The 15065-nt window shown below is 71.6% G+C and carries 15 protein-coding genes; 10 read left to right on the top strand and 5 right to left on the bottom strand.

The genetic code is table 11. The features are described 5' to 3' along the window. Nucleotides 1-136: 136 nt before the first annotated feature. The 3 genes from ACWEPX_RS28025 to ACWEPX_RS28035 all read right to left on the bottom strand — a co-directional run bounded on the left by ACWEPX_RS28025 (nt 137) and on the right by ACWEPX_RS28035 (nt 2565). Nucleotides 137-1714 carry an FAD-dependent oxidoreductase gene (locus tag ACWEPX_RS28025; protein WP_451900245.1) on the bottom strand — a complete coding sequence of 526 codons (1578 nt, stop codon included), beginning with the start codon at nt 1712-1714 and terminating at the stop codon, nt 137-139. A gap of 91 nt (nt 1715-1805) precedes the next feature. Then, nucleotides 1806-2135 carry a DUF3140 domain-containing protein gene (locus ACWEPX_RS28030; RefSeq protein WP_451900246.1) on the bottom strand — a complete coding sequence of 110 codons (330 nt, stop codon included), beginning with the start codon at nt 2133-2135 and terminating at the stop codon, nt 1806-1808. A 31-nt stretch (nt 2136-2166) separates the two neighbouring features. Beyond that, nucleotides 2167-2565 (bottom strand): OsmC family protein, encoded by a 399-nt coding sequence (locus ACWEPX_RS28035; protein ID WP_451900247.1) that lies wholly within the window; start codon nt 2563-2565, stop codon nt 2167-2169. Nucleotides 2566-2772: 207 nt separating this feature from the next. Here ACWEPX_RS28035 and qcrB point away from each other — a divergent pair, with 207 nt between their 5' ends. From qcrB to ACWEPX_RS28060, 5 genes are all read left to right on the top strand, one after another. Further along, complete coding sequence (gene qcrB, locus ACWEPX_RS28040) at nt 2773-4386, top strand: cytochrome bc1 complex cytochrome b subunit (RefSeq protein ID WP_451900248.1); 1614 nt, start codon at nt 2773-2775, stop codon at nt 4384-4386. 130 nt (nt 4387-4516) lie between these two features. Next, the gene (locus ACWEPX_RS28045; RefSeq protein ID WP_451900249.1) at nt 4517-5509 is read left to right on the top strand and encodes a polyprenyl synthetase family protein; all 993 of its coding nucleotides are present in this window, start codon (nt 4517-4519) and stop codon (nt 5507-5509) included. Next, complete coding sequence (crtI, locus tag ACWEPX_RS28050; protein WP_451900250.1) at nt 5509-6996, top strand: phytoene desaturase family protein; 1488 nt, start codon at nt 5509-5511, stop codon at nt 6994-6996. Before ACWEPX_RS28045 ends, crtI begins: the two co-directional genes overlap by 1 nt. Beyond that, a complete protein-coding gene (locus ACWEPX_RS28055) occupies nt 6993-8015 on the top strand; it encodes a phytoene/squalene synthase family protein (protein WP_451900251.1) in 1023 nt (340 codons plus the stop codon). The genes crtI and ACWEPX_RS28055 overlap by 4 nt, the downstream gene beginning before the upstream one ends. Before the next feature lie 91 nt (nt 8016-8106). Beyond that, nucleotides 8107-8325 carry a hypervirulence associated TUDOR domain-containing protein gene (locus ACWEPX_RS28060; RefSeq protein WP_189213651.1) on the top strand — a complete coding sequence of 73 codons (219 nt, stop codon included), beginning with the start codon at nt 8107-8109 and terminating at the stop codon, nt 8323-8325. Between the two features lie 57 nt (nt 8326-8382). On the opposite strand, the gene ACWEPX_RS28065 is transcribed toward ACWEPX_RS28060, so the two are convergent. After that, nucleotides 8383-9081, bottom strand: coding sequence for a helix-turn-helix domain-containing protein (locus ACWEPX_RS28065; RefSeq protein ID WP_451900252.1), 699 nt, complete (start codon nt 9079-9081; stop codon nt 8383-8385). Nucleotides 9082-9129: 48 nt separating this feature from the next. Between ACWEPX_RS28065 and ACWEPX_RS28070 the strand changes: the two genes are divergently transcribed. Then, nucleotides 9130-9492, top strand: coding sequence for a DUF4345 family protein (locus tag ACWEPX_RS28070; protein WP_451900253.1), 363 nt, complete (start codon nt 9130-9132; stop codon nt 9490-9492). A 197-nt stretch (nt 9493-9689) separates the two neighbouring features. Here ACWEPX_RS28070 and ACWEPX_RS28075 read toward each other — a convergent pair whose 3' ends face one another. Further along, a complete protein-coding gene (locus ACWEPX_RS28075) occupies nt 9690-10733 on the bottom strand; it encodes a YncE family protein (RefSeq protein WP_451900254.1) in 1044 nt (347 codons plus the stop codon). Nucleotides 10734-10886: 153 nt separating this feature from the next. On the opposite strand from ACWEPX_RS28075, the gene ACWEPX_RS28080 reads away from it, so the two are divergent. The 4 genes from ACWEPX_RS28080 (at nt 10887) to ACWEPX_RS28095 (ending at nt 15042) form a co-directional block, all read left to right on the top strand. After that, complete coding sequence (locus tag ACWEPX_RS28080; protein WP_451900255.1) at nt 10887-12131, top strand: sensor histidine kinase; 1245 nt, start codon at nt 10887-10889, stop codon at nt 12129-12131. Beyond that, nucleotides 12119-12772, top strand: a complete 654-nt coding sequence (locus ACWEPX_RS28085; protein ID WP_451900256.1) for a response regulator transcription factor — start codon at nt 12119-12121, stop codon at nt 12770-12772. Before ACWEPX_RS28080 ends, ACWEPX_RS28085 begins: the two co-directional genes overlap by 13 nt. 431 nt (nt 12773-13203) lie before the next feature. Then, entirely contained in the window at nt 13204-14160 is a 957-nt protein-coding gene (locus ACWEPX_RS28090) for a LysR family transcriptional regulator (RefSeq protein ID WP_451900257.1), read from the top strand. A gap of 492 nt (nt 14161-14652) precedes the next feature. Next, nucleotides 14653-15042, top strand: a complete 390-nt coding sequence (locus ACWEPX_RS28095) for an ArsR/SmtB family transcription factor (RefSeq protein WP_451900258.1) — start codon at nt 14653-14655, stop codon at nt 15040-15042. Nucleotides 15043-15065: the final 23 nt, after the last annotated feature.

The raw sequence follows: 15065 nt of genomic DNA on the forward strand, positions 1-15065 counted from the left end.
CGCGGTCGGCCCGATGACCGGTCCCGGAGGCGCCCGAGGCCCCGATCCGGGGCCCCGGGCTTTCCAGCGCCCGTGACGGCGACCCCGGTCCGCGGACCGGTCGGCGCCGCGTCGGGCAGTCCGGTGCTCCCACCGGCTACCCGTTCGCCGTCGCGGGAACCGCGGGCCGCCTGCCGGGGCGGCGCCGGAGCAGGGCCCAGCGGCCCCGGTTCGGCACCGTCCACAGGTCGTGGCCGTGCAGGTCCCAGCGGGCGAGCAGGGTGTTCGCGGCGAGGAAACCGCTGGTCGCGGCGCGTTCCATCAGCGCGACCGGCAGGTCGACGCGCACCAGGTCGCCCGCGACGACCAGGGTCGGGTCCGGTGTGGAGACCGTCGGGCGCTCAGCGAAGGTGCCGGGCGCGAACAGCGGGCAGTCCGCTTCCATGACGTGCTGCTGGTGCAGCACCTGCGCGGCGCGCAGCTCCGGGTAGACCGTGTGCAGCTCTTTAATCAGCGCCTGGGCGCAGTGGTCGGGGTCGGTGTGCCCGGGCAGGGCGTAGGCGTGCAGTTCGACGACCGACCCGCCGGTGCGGGCGCGCCAGCGGCCTGCCTCGCCCTCGAACAGGTCGACCAGGCTGATGTTGTCGAGCAGCCGGTATCCGCTGGTGCCCAGGAACGCCGGGCGGTCCGGCCGCGCCGGGCGGTCCAGCCACAGCCTGGTCACCAGGAACGGCGGCGCGCACGCCAGTCCCGCGACGCGTCGCCGCCATCGCGGGTCCCCGAGCTCGGGGGACGCGGCGACCAAGGCCCGCAGGCCGCTGACATCGGTGGCGAGCACGACGCCGTCCGCGCTGTGCTCGGCCCCCGCACGCACCCGGTACCCCGCGTCGGTGCGCCCGATCCGCTCGACCGCGGTTCCGGTGTGGACCTCCGCGCCGAGGGAGAGCAGGTAGGCGTGCAACGGGTTCCACAGGGTGTGCGGGTAGGGGTCGTCGGGCACGTCGAAGAGCAGGCCCTCGCTGGAGCCGAGGAAGTAGATGTGGAACATCGTCGCCAGCTCCGCGGCCGACAGCGCGCCGGGGTGGGCGAAGAAGCTGCGGGAGAACACCTCGAACGCCAGGTGCCGCGCGGAGGCCGGGAAACGCAGCTCGCGCAGGAAGGTGTCGGCGTCGACCGAGTCGAGTTCGTGGTAGACGCGGGGGAGGTTGACGTCGAACAACGCGCTGGCCGCGCGCGTGTTCATGCCCATGAGGTCGCGTGCGGAGAACGTGGAGCTGCGCGCCATGAACCCGGCCGCGTTCCACGGTGGTGTGCGGGGCAGTCCCACGAAAGTGTCCTGCGCGCCGTCGATATGACGCAGCGGGTAGTCGCCGATCGGGGCGAGCATGGACAGGTCGGGGTCGACGCGGCGCAGCAGGCCGCGCAGGTTGTAGTACTGGCGGAAGAACGCGTGGAAGCCGCGGGTCATGGTCGCGCCGTGGCCGGTCGTCCAGCCGCGCAGCCGCCCGCCCAACTCGGCGTGGCGCTCGAACAGCCGGACCCGCACGCCGCGTTCGGCCAGCGCGACGGCGGCCGTCACCCCGGCGATGCCGCCGCCGACCACCGCCACCCGTGGCGCGTCGCCGTCCGCCCGGTCACCGCCCGGGTGGGCCGGGTGCAGCACCGCGCGGCGGTCCCGCCCCGGGCGTGGCGACGAGCCGCCGTCGAGCAACCAGGGCGATGCGACACGGGCCATGCCCTGATGCTGACACCGGTGGTGCGCGGCGGCGATTCGACGGAGACGGCGGGTTATCCGTCGGCGGTAGGCGGAAGCCGCGTGCCGCAGGTCACTTGAGCGGGTCGTGGCCCCAGTTCATCAGCGAGTAACGCCATCGGGTGTCGCTGATGTCGCCGTCCGGACGTTGGGCGAGGTGGCGGTGGATGTAGCCGACGACCGTGCGCATGTGGGCCAGGTCGGCGTCGGTGAGGTCGCCGGGCTTCTTGTCGAGCAGGGAGAGGATGCGGCGGCCGGACGCGTGGCCGGTAGACTCGCCGCCGTCGTCCTTCTGCCCCACCGCCTTGGAGTCCTCGGTGTCCAACCAGTGGCGCAGTTGCGTGGCGGTCATGTTCACCGCCTCGGCGAACTCCTTGCGCGTCGTGGTGGCGTCGTCGGTCATCCCGGCCTCCCGGTGCGTTGAGGGTGTCGGATCAGGCGAGGGAGACGTCCCAGCCGCCCGCCAGGGGACAGTGGCCCACGGCCTGGTCCACCAGCTGCTGCTGCACGTCAGTGTCCACTTTAGGCAGTGTGACGACCAGGCGGGCCTGCAGGTCGTACGCCTGCGCGCCGGACTCGCCGAGGGTGACCTCGGCCCGGACGCTGCTGCCCGAGGTGTCATGGCCGCCCGATGAGGCGACGATGACCAGGCTCTGGTGCAGGCAGGTGGTGAGGGCGGCGGCGTAGAGCCGCTCGGGGTCCCAGCCGCCGCCGCTGCCCCCGAGCTCGGCGGGTTGGACGATCGCCAACGAGTCGGGCTCGGCGCCCTCGACCTCGACGCGGCCGCCGTCCCGGGAGACGGCCGCGGTGCTGTACAGCCTGGTTGCGTTCATCCTCGTCCACTCCTGTCGCCGCGTCGCAGGCGTGGTACCCGCTACCGACCTGATGCACTCGACCACCTGTGTGCGGCTTGCGACGGTGCCCGCCTGCGCGTCCACCGCACGGTTCCGCGGCCGGTTTCGGTCGCAGTCGGGCGGTGAGCGCATCAACACCGGCCCGGGTGGGTAGACCCGACCGGGACGGCGGGTCGGAGGCAGGCGATGGGGTATCCAAGCGCGACGAGGCGTCCGCCCGCGACCGCTCGCGCGGCGGGCGCGGCGGCCCGGTGGGCCGATCAGCGGTATCGGATGGCGGGCGGGCTGCGTCACCAGTTCAACAAGGTGTTCCCGACCCACTGGTCGTTCCTGCTGGGCGAGATCGCCCTGTACTCGTTCATCGTGCTGCTGCTCAGCGGCACCTATCTGGCGCTGTTCTTCGACCCTTCGATGCAGGAGGTCGTCTACGACGGGTCGTATGTGAATCTGCGCGGCGTCGAGATGTCCCGGGCGTACGAGAGCACGCTGGAGATCTCCTTCGACATCCGCGGCGGCCTGCTCGCCCGGCAGGTGCACCACTGGGCGGCGCTGCTGTTCGTCGCCGCGATGATCGTTCACATGATCCGGATCTTCTTCACCGGGGCGTTCCGCCGTCCTCGGGAGCTGAACTGGGTCATCGGGGTGCTGCTGCTGGTCCTGGGCATGTTCGAGGGGTTCTTCGGCTACTCGCTGCCCGACGACCTGCTCTCCGGCACCGGTATCCGGGCGACGCTGTCGGGCATCGTGCTCAGCCTTCCGGTGATCGGAACGTGGACGCACTGGGCGCTGTTCGGCTCGGAGTTCCCGGGCGATGAGATCATCCCCCGGCTCTACACCCTGCACATCTTCCTCATCCCGGGCATCATGCTCGCGCTCATCGGCGTGCACCTGGCGCTGGTGTGGTACCAGAAGCACACCCAGTTCCCCGGCGTGCGGCGCACCGAGCGCAACGTCGTCGGGGTGCGGATCATGCCGGTGTTCGCGCTCAAGGCGGGCGCGTTCTTCGCCGTGGTCGCGGGCGTGACGACGGCGATGTCCGGGCTGTTCCAGATCAACCCGATCTGGAACCTCGGCCCGTACAACCCCGCCCAGGTCTCGGCGCAGTCGGTGCCGGACTTCTACATGATGTGGGCCGACGGGCTCCTGCGCATCTGGCCGCCGTGGGAGATGTACCTCGGGGACTACACCGTCCCGGCGGTGTTCTTCGCGGGCGTCGGGGGACTGACGTTCTTCATCGGGCTCCTCTTGTGCTACCCGTGGATCGAACGCCGCCTGTCCGGCGACACCGCCCACCACAACCTCATCCAGCGGCCCCGGGACGCGCCCGTGCGCACCGGGCTCGGCGCGATGGCGCTGTCCGCCTACATGATCATGACGCTGAGCAGCGTCAACGACACCATCGCGCTCACCTTCGACGTCTCGCTCAACGCCACCATCTGGGCGGGACGCATCGGCCTGCTCGTGGTTCCGCCCATCGCCTACTACGTCGCCTACCGCGTCTGCCTGGGCCTGCAGCGCTCGGACCGGGAGGTGCTCGCCCACGGGGTCGAGACCGGGATCATCCGCCGCCTCCCCGAGGGCGGCTACATCGAGATCCACCAGCCCCTGGACGGAAAGGCGCTCGAGTACCAGGCCGCGCCGGTGCCCAAGAAGATGAACAAGCTGGGCGCGGCGGGCCGCCCGCTGCCCGGCAGCATGCTCACCCCGGACCCGCCGGAGGAGACCGTGGCGTTGGAACGCGCCCGCGAGCACGGCAGCACCGGCCACCCCATCGACCCGTCCCGCACCATCGGCGGCTGACCACTCCGCGGTGGAGAAAGGCGGCATCCTCGTGCACGCAGTGCGGTCCCGCGCACTCAGACAGGACCCGGCGGCCGCGTGGTGGCGCGCGCGGACCCGCACGGCCGTCTCCGACCATCTGGTCGCCTTCGTGCGGGACCGGTGCGCCGAGGAACTCGGCGGCACCGAGGACACCGCCGAGCTGGCTGAGGTGCTCATCGACTTCGCCTCGGGCGGCAAGCTCCTGCGGTCGGCGTTCCTGATGGCCGGGTGGGCCTGCGGCGCGGCCGAGTCCCCGGCCGCGGTGCGGGCGGCGGCGAGCATGGAACTGCTGCACTGCTTCGCCCTGCTGCAGGACGACGTCATGGACGAGTCGACGACCCGGCGCGGGCGGGAGACGGCGCACCTGCGCTTCGCCCGCTGGCACCGCGCCGCCGGGCTGACCGGGTCCGCGCGGCGGTTCGGGGAGTCGGCCGCGGTGCTCGCCGGGGACCTGTGCCTGGTCTGGGCCGACCGGATGCTGCGGGAGAGCGGACTGGACGCCGAGTCCCTGGCCCGCGCGCGGCCGCGCTACGACTCGCTGCGCGCCGAGCTGGCCGTCGGGCAGTTCCGCGACCTGGTCAACGACGCCCGCCGCGAACCCCGCCTCGCCGACGTGCTCGCCGTCGCCCGGGCCAAGTCCGGCGACTACACGGTGCGCCGCCCGCTGGAGCTGGGCGCCGAGCTCGCCGGCTGCCCGACGGCGACGGTGGCCGCGCTCGGCCGGTACGGCACGGCGGTGGGCGAGGCGTTCCAGCTCCGCGACGACCTGCTCGGCCTGTTCGGCGTGGCCGAGGAGACCGGCAAGCCGGTGGGGGAGGACCTGCGCGCGGGCAAGGCCACCAGCGTCCTGGTGATCGCCCGGGACCGAGCCCGCCCCGCGCAACGCCGCGCCCTGCGCGCCCTGGCCCGCCAGCCGGTGCTCAGCGACGCCGACGTGGCCCGCTACCTCGATGTGATCACCGAGACCGGGGCTCCCGAGCACACCCGTCAGCTCATCGACCTGCGCATCGCCCAGGCGAGCGCGGAGTTGGCTGTCCTGCCCGCGACGGTCCGAGGGCGGTTGTCCTGGCTGGCCCGCTCCTGCGTCGACCGCGACCGCTGATGCGGACCGTCACCGGGCGCACCGACAGGGTGGTCGTCGTGGGCGCGGGGCTGTCCGGGCTCGCGGCCGCCCTGCAGCTGGCAGGTCGCGGCCGGGAGGTCACCGTCCTCGAGCGCGCCGGTGTCCCGGGCGGGCGCGCCGGTCGACTCGACGCGGCGGGCTACCGCCTGGACACCGGGCCCACTGTGCTCACCATGCCCGACATCGTCGAGCAGACCCTTTCCGCCGTCGGCGACAGCCTGTCCTCCCGGCTGGACCTGGTGCCGCTGCACCCGGCGTACGAGGCCCGCTTCGCCGACGGCAGCAGCCTGCCGGTGCACACCGACGCCGAGGCGATGACCGAGCAGGTGCGCGCCTTCGCCGGGCCTGCCGACGCGCGCGGCTACACCAGGCTGCGCGCCTGGCTCACCGAGCTGTACCGGGTCGAGCACGACCGCTTCATCGCCGCCAACCACGACTCGCCGCTGTCGCTGCTCGGCGTCGACCTCGCCCGGCTCGCCGCCCTCGGCGGGTTCGGCCGCCTCGACGCCCGCGTCGGCCGCTTCCTGCGCGACGAGCGGCTGCGCCGGGTCTTCACCTTCCAGTCCCTCTACGCCGGGCAGTCCCCGCGGCGGGCACTGGCCCTCTACGCCGTCATCGCCTACATGGACACCGTCGCCGGGGTGCGCTTCCCCCGTGGCGATGTCCGCGCCCTGCCCGACGCGCTGGCCGCGGCCGCCGCGGACGCGGGCGTCAAGATCCGCTACCACGCCACCGTCGACGCCGTCGAGAAGACCGGCAGGCGGGTCACCGCCGTCCGCACCACCGACGGCGCCTCCTACCCCTGCGACGCGGTCGTGCTCACCACCGAACCGCACACCGCCTACCAACTGCTCGGCGCCACTCCCCGCCGCCCGCTGCCGTTGCGCGCGGCACCGTCGGCGGTGGTGCTGCACGTGGGCGCGAACCGGACCTGGGACACCGCGCACCACACCATCAGCTTCGGGCACGCCTGGCGCGCCACCGTCGACGAGATCATCGACCGGGGTGCGCTCATGAGCGACCCCTCCCTGCTCATCACCCGGCCGACCGCCACCGACCCCGCTCTGGCCCCGACGGGCGGCGACGCGCTCTACCTGCTGGCCCCCGCGCCCAACCTGCGCGCCGGGCCCATCGACTGGGCGCGCCGCGGCGCGGACTACGCGGCGGAGGTCATGGCCACCGCCGAGCAGCGCCTGCTGCCCGGCCTGCCCGCCCACGCGCGCGTCCTGCGGGTGGTCACGCCTGCCGACTGGGCCGCTGAGGGCCATGTCGACGGCACGCCGTTCAGCTACGCCCACACCCTCGCCCAGACCGGGCCGTTCCGCCCGGGCAACTTCCCCCGCCGAACCGACAACGCCGTCCTGGCAGGCTCCGGCACCGTGCCCGGCGTCGGCGTCCCCACCGCCCTGGTCTCCGGCCGCCTGGCCGCCGACCGCATCACCGGCATCCCCGGGAGGATCCCGTGACCCGACGCGAACTCGACGCCGCAGGCATCACCGACCCCAGGCTGCGCCGCGCGTACACCGCCTGCCGGGCGCTCAACGCCCGCCACGGCCGCACCTACTTCCTCGCCACCCGCCTGCTCACCCCCGCCCAGCGCCCCGCCGTGCACGCCCTCTACACCTTCGCCCGCTACGTCGACAACCTCGTCGACGAACCCGGCGACGCCACGCCCGACGACGTCGCCGCCCACATCGACACCACCGAGCACGCCCTGCGCCTGGGCCTCTCCGAAGGCGTCAGCGGCCACCCCGTCATCGCCGCCCTCGTCGACACGATCCACCGCCACGCGATCGACCCCGGCCTGTTCGCGGCCTTCCTGCGCTCCATGCGCATGGACCTCGCCCTGCGCGACTACCCCGACCGCGCCGCGCTCGCCACCTACATCCACGGCTCCGCCGAGGTCATCGGCCTGCAGATGCTGCCCGTCCTCGGCACCGTCGCCGATCCGGGTGACGCCGCGTCGGCGGCCGCCGCCCTCGGCGCGGCCTTCCAACTCACCAACTTCATCCGCGACGTCGCCGAGGACCTCGACCGCGGTCGCGTGTACCTGCCCGCCGACGAACTCGCCGCCTTCGCCGTCGACCGGGACCGCCTGACCTGGTGCCGCCGCGCCGGGCGCGCCGACCGCCCCGTGCGCCGCGCCGTCGCCGACCAGATCGCCCGCACCCGCGCCGTCTACGCCCAGGCCCGCCCCGGCGTCGCGATGCTCGCACCGCTGTCGCGGCCCTGCGTCGAGACCGCGCTGATCCTCTACTCGGAGATCCTCGACCGGGTCGCCGCGATGGGCCACGACGTCTTCGCCGCGCGCGCCGCCGTTCTCACCCGCCGCCGCGCCGCGGTCGCCGCCGGTGCCCTGGTCCGCGTCGCCCGGCTGCGGGCGGCGGGGTTCACCAGGCGGAGGGCTTCGCGCCGGTCGGATGACACCCGTGTCCCGATCGGGCTGCCGCGCAGGGCCGATGTGGAACGAGCGGACGCCCCCTAGCCTTCAGCGCTTCTCGGGCGGGTGCTGTCGAAGCATGCGCTGTGAGGCGGCGTGGTATCCGGTCCGCTCTACGAGCGGTGAGGAGCGTGCCATGGCCGAGGACAAGTTCCGCAAGGGCGACAAGGTGGAGTGGAGCAGCCACGGGGGCAAGGCGGTCGGCGAGGTCGAGGAGGAGATCACCGAGGACACCGAGGCCGCGGGCCGAACCGTCCGCGCGTCCAAGGAGGACCCGCAGTACCGGGTCCGCAGCGACAAGAGCGGGAAGGACGCGGTGCACAAACCTGGAGCGCTGCGTCGCGCCGAGGATTGAGCGCGGGCACCCCTCGGTACCGCCCCGCCGGACACTCAAGGCTGCCGACCTCTGCGGTTATCCCGCTGGGGCGCCGTCCGATCCCGGGTCGATGACGATTCGGGCATTTCTCGTGAGCACCGTGCTCGCGGTCAGCCCGAACATGTCGTGGAAGGAGTCGCTGAAGTGGCTCGGCGAGGCGAACCCGGCCTCCGCCGACGCCCTGGTGAGGTCCGCGCCGCGCGCCGCGGCCGCCGCGACGCGCAGCATCCGCGCCCACAGCCGGTAACGGCGGAAGCTGGTGCCGGTCTGCACCGAGAACAGGTGCAGGAACCGCGACGTCGACAGCCCGACCTCACCGGCGACCCGCGGCGCGCTCAGGCACGGATGCGAGCGGAGCAGGCCCAGCGCGGTCCGGACGCGCTCGTCAGTGAGGTCCGGGTCCAGATAGAGGAACAGCATCTGGCCCTCGGACACGACCTGGTGCCGCGTTCTGGCCGGAATGAGCGCGCTGCGGACCGTCCGTTCATCGTCACCGACACGCAGCAGGAACGGCGCGTCGACGCCGACGGCGAAGCAGTGCACGGAGCCGAGATGCGGGTCGAGGTCGAGCGACGGCCCCAGGTAGGCGGCGTGACCGGACCCGATCCAGATCGTGGCCCCGTCGCTCGGGCAGCACGTTTCCGGAAGCGGGGCATCGTCCACGCCCCCGATGATTCCACGCGTGCGGATCAGACGAATCGGCCAGACGTCGCTCGCGGCGATGGGCCTGATCAAGGTGTCAGGGGCGGGAGCGGAGCTGGCGCGCCGGTCCGGGGAGGGAGCGTGACGACAGCGGTCATCGTCCTCACCGCGGTGTTCTTCCTCGGCATGGGCCTCTACGCCCTCGCCGTTCCAGCGGCCCTCGTCAAGCCCTTCGGCATCACCGTCGACACCCCGGAGAGCCGATCGGAGATCCGAGCCGTCTACGGCGGTTTCGGCCTGGCGATCGCCACCGTCCTCATCACCGCCCTGTTCCTCCACGACCTGCGCACCGGCGTGGTCGTCACGGTCGCGGCCGCCCTCGCAGGAATGGCCCTGGGCAGACTCGTCTCCCGGCTCACCGACACCCCCACACGGTTCTACCCGGTCTGGTTCTACTTCGGAGTCGAGGCGATCACAGCCGCGCTGCTGTTCGCCGTGGCATGACGTGCGACCGGCCCTCGCCGCAACGCTGGTGAGGTCGTGGATCACAGACGCTCCGCTTCTGCTTGCTCGTTGACGCGGACAGTTAGGCGTAGCCGTACCCTCGGATAGACGCCGAGCACCGTACGATCGGCGACCGCGCGTGGACAGCCCACGTCACCGGGGGGTGGCGGTGACGTGGGCCGGACCGTGTACGGCTCTCAGATAACCCGGACGACCTCGCGGTTCTCGATGTTCACCTCGGCGATCGTGAGGTCCTTGTTCAGTACCCATGCGATCTTGGAGTCGGTCCTGAACGTGATCGCCTGGCGCGGCTCGTCGAGTCCGATGACGGTGCCCAGCACCGTACGGTCGACAGGGTTGATGACAGTCAGCGTGTTGTCGGCGCTGTTGCCGGAGAGCAGAACCGTCCCGTCCGGGGACAGGGCGGCTCCGTAGGGCTTCGCGCCGACCGGAACCGTGTGCTCTGGGACGCCGGTCGCGGTGTTGATGACGACGATGGTGTTGGTGCTGCTGCTGGCGGCGTACACCCACTTGCCGTCGTTGCTGACGGACAGGCCGCGCACGTCGTCGACCTGGACCTTGTGCCGCAGTGCGAAATCGCCGGGGTCCAGGATGCTGATCGAGTCGTCCCGGAAGTCGGTGACGAACAGTTGGTCGCCGGTCCGGGAGAGCTTGATTCCCTGGCGAGGCTCCAGGAATCCGGTGTGGACGATCTCAGGCCTCCTCTCGTGCAGGTCGATCCTGGTGACGGTGCCCGACGCGTGGTTGTTGGCGTACAGCGTCTTGCCGTCACCGGTCTGCGCGGTGCCGAAGACGCCCACGCCGAGCGGCAGCCGCTCCACGACCGTGTAGGTCAGCAGCGAGATGCGGTCCAGCACTCCGAGCGTGCTGTCGGACACGGTGAAGCTCAAGCCGTCCGGCGCGAAGAGGATGTTGCGCGGAGTGGCGTACCCCGGGATCTCCCGCCTGTCGCCGCTGGCCAGGTTGACCACGACCAGCTTGCGGGCGTCGGACCGCGTCACCACGGCGATGGTCTGGGCGGGGTTGATCGCCATGGAGTTGTTGGTGATGTCGCCGAAGGGCCGGGCGTCGCTGTAGGCGCCGAACCCGAACGGCACCGACTGCGCGCCGACGACCGCCGCAGGCGGCGTGTCGGCGGAAGCCATGGTGCCCATCAGGGAAAGCGCGGCCACGGCGGCTGCGGCCGTCATCAGGCCGCGCTTGACTCTGGTGTGTTTCATCTCGTTTGTCTCCAATGCAACAGATGCCCCCATGGCGAGAAACACTAGGGATCGAGCCGAGAGCCTTCGACCCAGAAGGCGCCCAACAGCGTGGTGGTGCAGGCGCTACTGTGCGCGCCGCGGGAAGTCGATCATCGCGGGTAGGGTGGTCGTATGGCGCAAGTCGTGCCTCGACCGCGGACCGGGGCGGGTCTCGTCCGCGCCGTCCCCGACGCGTTGGAACGGCTCGCGGACGGTTTGGCCACGGCCGTGCTGGCGGTGGTCGGGATGGCGGTGCTGTGCCTCACCGCCGTGCTGTGCCTCGTCGGCGTCGGGTTGCCGCTGGTGCCCGTAGCGCTCCGCCTGGTGCACGTCGTCGCGGACCGGGAACGAGCGCGGCTGAGCCGATCAGGCCCACCCGTGCTCAGCCCCGGACCCGCGCCAAGCCGCCTCGCCGACGCGGTGCGGAGTCGCGCGACACGCCGCGAGCTGGCCTGGCTGGCAGTCCACGCCGTCGGCGGGCTGCTGCTGGGCGCCTCCGGACTGACGATCGTGCTGAACATCGTGCGAGACGGGACTTTCCCGCTGTGGTGGCGTCTTCTGCCGCCGGATGCCGCCACGCCGTCGCTGGGCCTGTGGGTCGTCCACGACATGGCGGACGCGCTCGTCGTCGGGTTGCTGGGATTCGGGTGGATGGCCATGGCGCTGTTCCTGCTGCCGGTGTTGTCCAGGCTGCAGGGCATGCCTGGGCGCAAGTTGCTCGACGTGGGTACCGCCGCCGATCCGGCGCTGCGGATCGCCCACCTGACCGCCACCAGGGCCGCCGCGCTCGACGCGCACACCGCCGAGCTGCGCCGAATCGAACGGGCGCTGCACGACGGCACGCAGAACAGGGTCGTGGCGGCCATCGTGCTCCTGGGAGCGGCGCGCCGCGCACTGGCCCGCGGCGCCGAGGACACGGACGTGATCCTCGGCCGCGCGCAGGAGACCGCGGAGGAGGCGCTGGCCGAGTTGCGGGCCGTCGTCCGCGGCGTCTTCCCGCCCGTGCTGGCCGACCGGGGCCTGACCGACGCGCTCGCCGAACTGGTCGCGGATTGCCCGGTGCCGTGTGTGCTCGACGTCGATGTGGGCAGATGCGCGGCGTCGGTGGAGGCGACGATCTACTTCGCGATCGCCGAGGCGCTGACCAACATCACCAAGCACAGCGGCGCGCGCAGCGCGTACGTGACGATCCGCGGCGAAGGAGGCCGGGTGCGGGTGGAGGTGTTCGACGACGGGTGCGGCGGCGCGAACGTCGACCGCGGCTCCGGCCTCATCGGCATCCGACGGCGGATCGAGGCGCACGACGGCACCTTCACCCTGGCCAGCCCGCCGGGTGGGCCGACAGTGTTGGCCATGGGCCTGCCATGCGGCTTGTGATCGCCGACGACGACCCGCTTCTGCGGGAAGGGGTCGCCATGCTGCTGCAGGCCGAAGGGCTCGACGTGGTGGCGACCGCGGCCGACCCGCAGGAGTTCCTCGCCGCGGTGGACGCGCTCCGGCCCGACACGGCGATCGTCGACGTGCGGATGCCGCCGACGCACACCGATGAGGGCATCGGCGCCGCGGTGGCGGCCCGGCGGCGCAATCCGGATCTCGCGGTGCTCGTCCTCTCCGCCTACGTCGAACGGGCCTTCGCCGTCGAACTGATGGCGTCCGGCGCCGCCGGGCTCGGGTACCTGCTCAAGGAACGGGTAGGCCGGGTCGCGGAGTTCCTCGACGCGCTGCGGCGGGTGGCGGCGGGCGGCACCGCCATCGACCCCGAGGTCGTCGCCCAGCTGTTGACCCGAACCCCCGCACGCGCCCAACTCGATCGCCTCAGCCCCCGCGAGCGCGACGTGCTCGCGCTGATGGCCGAGGGTCTGGGCAACAAGGCCATCGGCGAACAACTGGTCGTCAGCGACGGCACCGTGCATAAGCACATCCGCAGTATCTTCGCCAAACTCGACCTCCCACCGGACGACCGGGCGGACCGCAGGGTCACCGCAGTGCTTCGCTACCTCAGACTCCGGGACAGCTGAAAGGGCGGGATGGGAGACACGGATAGCGTATCCGCGCGGATGTGCCTGAAGCCGAGCGAAGGCGACACGACCCGGCCCGGTCCTGCGCGATCACGACCCACACGCTCGGACTCCGGTTGGCCGACCAGGACGAACTCGGTCTCGGCATCGGGGATCCGCGCCTCTGGCACCTGTGACTACCGTGGGATCGCTGCCGGATGGGACGTCTACGCTACCGCCCGCACGTCACGACCCTACGTGCACGAGCCGCCGACTGGACGTGCCCTGGTCCTCCGACGGCATCAGGGCCTGGCTGTCAGCGCTAACTGCTGTCGATCGCGTTGTGGTCTTTTAACCGTCACCTGCGAGAAAGAGGAACTCAACCAAGGCGTGCATCGGGACGCCTTCACTCCGCCACCTCGCCCATACGACTGACCCATACTATGTGCGGCATGGAACTGGAGTTCCGGCATCTGCGGGCCCTGATCGCGGTGGCGGACGAAGGCAGCATCACCCGGGCGGCCGCCGTGCTCGGGTTGTCGCAGCCTGCCCTGACCGCGCAGATCCAGCGCATCGAACGGGCGCTGGGGGCGCCGGTGTTCGAACGGGGGTACTCGGGTGTCGTGCCGACCGGGTTCGGGCGGACCGTGTTGACCAGGGCCCGGACTGTGGTCAACGAGATGGCGGGCTTGCAGGGCGTCGTCCCGCCCGGGTCCGTCGCGACCGGTGGGGTTGAGCTGCAGCTGGGTTGCTACCCGGGCGCCTTGGCCTCCGCTGTGGTCCCGCCGCTGGTGGCCGCGTACGAGGAGCCGTTGCGCATACACATGCATTGCGACCCGAGTGCCGCGGACCTGTTGGCCAGGGTGCGGACGGGGCGGCTGGACGCCGCGGTGGTGGTGGAGGTCATCGGGTTCGAGACCGGCCCCCAGGACGGGCTGCTGCGCGAGGTCGTCGTGCCCGTCGAGCCCATGTTCGTCGCGTTGTCGGAGAACCACCCGCAGGCGTCCCAGGACGAGGTCGACCTCATCGAGCTGGCGGACGAGAACTGGATAGTCGACCCTCAGGTCGACGCGGGTGTCACCGCCGCGCTGCGCTGGGCGTGCGGCGAAGCGGGGTTCGAGCCGCGGATCACCCACGAGATCAGCGACGCCAGCGCCGCACGGGAGTTCATCGTCAGCGGCCAGTGTGTCAGCATGGCCCAGGCGACCTCGGCGGAGGGGCGCGGCCTGGTCGTGCGACCGATGCGCGGTGACCCGATCATCCGCCGGATCGACCTGGCAACGCGGCGTCCCTGTCCTGTCGAACCCGCGTCGCTGCGCAGGATCGTCGCCGAGGCGTACCTGGGCCTTACCGGCCGCAACCCGAGCTATGCCCGCTGGTGGGCGGAGAATGCGGTCATGACCAACTAGCGAGCAACAGCACGATCTCCCGCGCGGTCATCGTGCTCAAGGTCAGCGTCCGGTCACCTGCCCGATGTCTACCGTGGTCGCGAGCGGGAGTCGGGCCAGGCGGGCTGCAGGCCCTGTTCATCGGCGTCACGGGCGCTCCGATCCATCGACGTGGAACCGGGCCGGCTGCATCCCACTGGCACGAGTTCCCGTTCCAGATGGCGTCGGCGGGCAATTCCCGCAGCCCGCAGACCTCGGAGGTGAACCGCATGCGCACGCGCTCGGGTCGGGTCGGGCGTGGTCCATCCGCCGTCGCAGGCTGCCGCCTTGTTTAGGTTCCTGCCCGCCTCGTCGACAGTGTGCCTGTGTGGTCTGCCGGGCGACCTCCGTGTCAAACTTGCTAAGGTTAGCAACTGGTGAATCATCGAATCGGTGTCTCTGCCGTCCTGGCGACCGTGAAACCGCGAGAATCGATGGCATGACGACGGGTGGCGAGTGGACGGGAGGGGGTCGATGAGCAGGCCCTTGTACCAGCTCAAGGCGGAGTTCTTCAAGACCTTGGGGCATCCGGCGCGCATCCGGGTGTTGGAATTGTTGAGTCAGCGGGAGCACGCGGTGGCGGAGATGCTGCCGGAAGTGGGGATCGAGGCGGCCAACCTGTCGCAGCAGTTGGCGGTGTTGCGGCGCGCGGGTCTGGTGGCCACGCGCAAAGAGGGGTCCACCGTCTACTACTCGTTGACCAGTCCCTATGTGGCGGAACTGCTGGCGGTGGCCCGTCGCATCCTGACGGGCGTGCTGTCGGGGCAGGTGGAACTGCTGGACGACCTGCGCGCTCCGACCGCTTCGGCGGGCGGATCAGCTCGCGGTCGTCGGGTGTCCCGGTCCGTCGCCAGGGGACGATGACATAGCAGCGGGCAGGACGTGGG

Source organism: Actinokineospora sp. NPDC004072, from assembly GCF_053604195.1.